The 4515-nt window shown below is 43.3% G+C and carries 3 protein-coding genes; 1 reads left to right on the top strand and 2 read right to left on the bottom strand.

Going from position 1 to position 4515, the window contains the following annotated elements; translation table 11 throughout:
* Nucleotides 1-48 precede the first annotated feature (48 nt).
* Together ileS and VB732_RS35420 are read right to left on the bottom strand one after the other, a co-directional pair.
* On the bottom strand, nt 49-2931 hold the full coding sequence (gene ileS, locus VB732_RS35425; protein ID WP_323235472.1) for an isoleucine--tRNA ligase: 2883 nt from the start codon (nt 2929-2931) through the stop codon (nt 49-51).
* Nucleotides 2932-3299: 368 nt separating this feature from the next.
* Complete coding sequence (locus VB732_RS35420; protein ID WP_323235471.1) at nt 3300-3737, bottom strand: hypothetical protein; 438 nt, start codon at nt 3735-3737, stop codon at nt 3300-3302.
* A 176-nt stretch (nt 3738-3913) separates the two neighbouring features.
* Here VB732_RS35420 and VB732_RS35415 point away from each other — a divergent pair, with 176 nt between their 5' ends.
* Nucleotides 3914-4177 (top strand): hypothetical protein, encoded by a 264-nt coding sequence (locus tag VB732_RS35415; RefSeq protein ID WP_323235470.1) that lies wholly within the window; start codon nt 3914-3916, stop codon nt 4175-4177.
* Nucleotides 4178-4515 lie beyond the last annotated feature (338 nt).

The raw sequence follows: 4515 nt of genomic DNA, 5'->3' as shown, positions 1-4515 counted from the left end.
ATTGCTGTGCCCCTACCTGGGTAGTTTATTTACCTGAAAAGCGCTGTATTAAAACTGTCCGGCTAAGGCTGCAACACACCGTTCGCAAATTAAGGGATGTTCTGCTGATTCTCCCACATGAGTAGAGTAGTTCCAACAGCGATCGCACTTTTGCCCTTCTGCTTTCACTACCCCAATTCCCCAGTCTTCCGTCTGCGCTGTATATTCCAATCCTTGCAATCCTTCAGCAGAATCTAATAATTCCACTTGGGAAGTCAATAATAGATACCGGAGTTCGTCAATACCGTTACTGTTAACTGTGTTAAAGGCTTTGATAGCATCGCCTAATTGTTTGTGAGGTATATGAATCAAAGCTTTCGCTTCCAGGGAAGAACCAATCATTTTTTCAATCCTGGCTTGTTCTAACACCTTATTAACGTCGGTGCGGAGTTGTCGCAGCGCTTCCCAAAATTCTGCTAACTCTGGATTACGCCATTTTTCCTCAACCTGCACCCAACCAGCCTCAAACACTGATTTGTAAGGTGTTTTGTAGGGGAGATATTGCCAGATATCTTCGGCGGTGTGGCATAACACTGGTGCGATCGCTCGTGCTAAATTATCTAAAGCTATTTTCAGCACCGTTTGACAACTGCGACGGCGAAAAGAATCCTTTGCACTGATGTACAGTCTATCTTTGGCAACATCTAAATAAAAGTTGGATAAATCCACCACGCAGAAATTTTGTACAGTTTGGAAAAAGCGGAAGAATTGGAAACTCTCAAAGGCTTCCGTTACTTCCTCAAATACTTCGGTGATGCGGTGCAGCATATAACGGTCAAGTTCTGGCAATTCCTCAAAAGGAACTGTATCTTTTTCTGGGTCAAAATCATCCAAGCTACCCAGCAAAAACCGCGCCGTATTGCGAATTTTGCCTCTAACATCATTCATCTGCTTGATGATGTTTTTCCCAATGCGGACATCGCCGGAGTAGTCAACGGATGATACCCACAATCGCAAGACATCTGCACCGTAAGCCGGTTCTACTTTTTGATTTTTACCGCCTTCAATGATTGTATTTGGGTCAATCACATTTCCTTCTGACTTACTCATCTTCCGGCCTTGTTCGTCCAAAGCGAAGCCGTGAGTTAGCACAGTTTTGTAAGGCGCAACGTCATTTACTGCTACACTGGTGAGCAAACTTGACTGGAACCAACCGCGATGTTGGTCAGAACCTTCCAAATATATATCAGCCGGGTAGCGTAACTCTGGACGTTGTTGGACGACAGATGCCCAAGATGAGCCAGAATCAAACCATACATCCATTGTGTCTGTACCTCTGCGGTAAGACTTACCATTATTACGATAGGATTCTGGTAATAATTCCTCAACGGATAATTCCCACCAAGCATCAGAACCTTTTTCAGCGATAATTGCTTGAGCGTGGTTGATAATTTCCTCATTCAGCAGTACTTCCCCGGTGGCTTCATCGTAGAAAACGGGAATGGGTACACCCCAACTCCGTTGACGAGAGATACACCAATCGGAACGTTCCGCCACCATTGGCGTGATGCGATTTTCACCTTGGGCTGGAATCCATTTTACCGTGGCGATCGCCTTTAATGCTTCTTCTCTAAATCCTTCTACCGAAGCAAACCATTGTTCAGTCGCGCGGAAAATTGTTGGCTTTTTCGTCCGCCAATCATAAGGATATTTGTGGGGGTATGGTTCTTCCTTCAACAAAGAACCAGCCGCCGCCAGTGCATCAATCACCGCTTGATTACCATCACCCAGCACATTTAACCCCGCAAATTCTCCCGCTTCTTCGGTAAAATTGCCGTTATCATCCACTGGTGCAAGGATGGGTAAACCGTAGCGTTGACCAACAATGTAGTCTTCTTGACCATGACCGGGTGCGGTATGTACCAACCCAGTACCCGACTCGGTTGTGATGTAATCACCACCGACAACAATCGGGCTTTCACGGTCAAATAGAGGATGACGATAAGTAGTATGTTCTAAGTCATTCCCCTTAAAGGTCGCTTTGAGAGTTAACTCAACTCCCAACGTTGAAGATAGCCGTTCGACTAAATCAGCAGCAACGATTAGGTATTTGAAATTGCTCTGGGTTTCGGCCTCTGGATGTGAAACTTCCACCACTGCATAGTTCAAATCTGCATTCACCGCCACCGCCAAATTCCCCGGAATTGTCCAAGGTGTAGTTGTCCAAACAGCCACACCCAAATCTGACTGATATTCCGCCAACAGTGGTTTTACAGCTTCGGACAAACTTGTGATTGCAAAAGCTGCATAGATACTACGGGAAACGTGACCTTCAGGATATTCCAACTCAGCTTCAGCCAAAGCGGTTTTAGAACTTGGACTCCAGTGAACCGGCTTTAAACCGCGATAGATGTAACCTTTCAAGAACATCTGACCAAACACGCCAATTTGAGCCGCTTCGTATTCCGGCTTCAAAGTTAGATAAGGGTGGTTCCAATCGCCCCAAATACCGTAGCGTTGAAAATTTTGGCGCTGGTTATCTACCGTAGTTAGAGCAAATTCTTTCGCTTTCTGCCGCAGTTGTAAAGATGTTAAGTTTTGCCGTTCTGCTGACTTCATGTTCTGCAAAACTTTTAACTCAATTGGCAAACCGTGACAATCCCAACCAGGAACGTAGCGAACTTTACGCCCTCGTAACATTTGGTAGCGATTAATAATATCTTTGAGAATTTTATTTAAGGCATGACCAATATGGAGTGAGCCATTAGCGTAGGGAGGCCCATCGTGCAGTATAAATAATTCGCCGGGGTTATTTTCAAAGAGGCGATCGTAAATTTTATTTTCTTCCCAAAATTTTTGGATTTCAGGCTCGCGCTTGATGGCGTTTGCCCGCATATCAAAGCTAGTCTTGGGTAGGTTTACAGTATCTTTGTAACTTCCTGATTCGGTCACAGTCTCATGCCTAGAATTAGGTGTGCAGGTTTTATTAATTATAGGAGATAGCCTGAAAACCAAAATTTGCTATTTGAACGCGAGTTTGATAAACCTCTCTCTACCTTGAATTTTCGTTAAGGGACTTGGGTGAAAATAAAGTACTAGAAACCGAGTTTCGACTACTTCAACTTCGCGGTTCCTGAGCGTAGCCGAAGGGCAGTACAAGTGCGCTCAACTCTCGATGGCTGAGGGTTGAGCGCAGCGATGCACTGAGCGCAGTCGAAGTGTCGAAACCCGTCTGGTTGGGTTTCATTACGTCAACCCAACTTACATTTAATGCACAAATTTAAGCTTGACACGGCACTAGATTTATGCAGTCAAGCGGATTATTGCAGTAAAGGAGTTGTGCTTTTACCGTTAGTTGACGCATTCGCAATTGCAGCTTGAGCCGGTTGAGTAGCAAGAACCGCTACAAGTGGAGCAACTTTTGAACTAGATTTTTTATTTCTTTTTCCATTAGAGCCACCAGCTTTGGAATACTCTATACTGTTTCTGCCGTAGATAGTTGCAACTCCACTTAGCATTCGTTCAGACATTTCGGAGAGGGCTTTATCCATCTGGGTTACTGTCTTACGCGATTCTTCAAGATTGGATACAAGCGTGTTATGAGCTTCTAAGGTTGCACGGGTAGTATTGATGAGGTGGTTGTATGCTTCAATGGTTAATCCATGTCCTAAATCCAGATTTTCATCAACGGATTTAAGTAAGGCGAGACGGAGTTGGGCTTTGTCAACAGCAGCAGAACCACGAGTTCTTAAAGACATGAGATATCCTTTTTTTTAAGAATTCCTTTTTCAACATAATGGAGTATCCTTTTGCCTGAGATGGGTAGTTTTGTGGATTTATTTCATTAAAAGTTCAACGAAATAATTACGAGTTTATCTGTATTTTTACTCATTTTTATATCGATTTGTTGTTTGAGGATAAGTGCAATCAACAAATGCGAACTCCGAATCAACAAATGCGATCGCTATATCAGCAAATGCGAACTCCGAATCAACAAATGCGAACTCCGAATCAACAAATGCGAACTCCGAATCAACAAATGCGATCGCTATATCAGCAAATGCGAACGCTATATCAACAAATGCGATCGCCATATCAACAAATGCGATCGCTATATCAGCAAATGCGAACGCTATATCAGCAAATGCGAACCCCGAATCAACAAATGCGATCGCCTAAGAGGTTGTTTGAAAAGTAATTAGCTGTGATTTTAGGCACTTGTTGATCCCCCCTAGCCTTAAAAAGGGGGGAACCGGAATCAAAGTCCCCCTTTTTAAGGGGGATTTAGGGGGATCTAAAACCTTTTACTACCAACAAGAGGACTTGTAAAACATCCTTTAAGGATACAAGTTGCATTTGTAGCTATCGCAATTACATTAAAAATGACAAAATCTCGATTCAAAAAATTGTAGCGACTGTCAACTTTGTATCTAATTTTTCCGAAATTGAGGATAATACTGTTGAAGCTTCATCAAGATGCGTCTAACTCACACTTGCTCATGAATGAACAGCCTTTACACGCTATATTAGGAAAAC

The organism is Nostoc sp. UHCC 0252, assembly GCF_034931145.1.
Taxonomy (GTDB): domain Bacteria; phylum Cyanobacteriota; class Cyanobacteriia; order Cyanobacteriales; family Nostocaceae; genus Nostoc.
The sequence above is the reverse complement of the archived record's forward strand: the minus strand, read 5'-3'. Positions and strand labels throughout refer to the sequence as shown.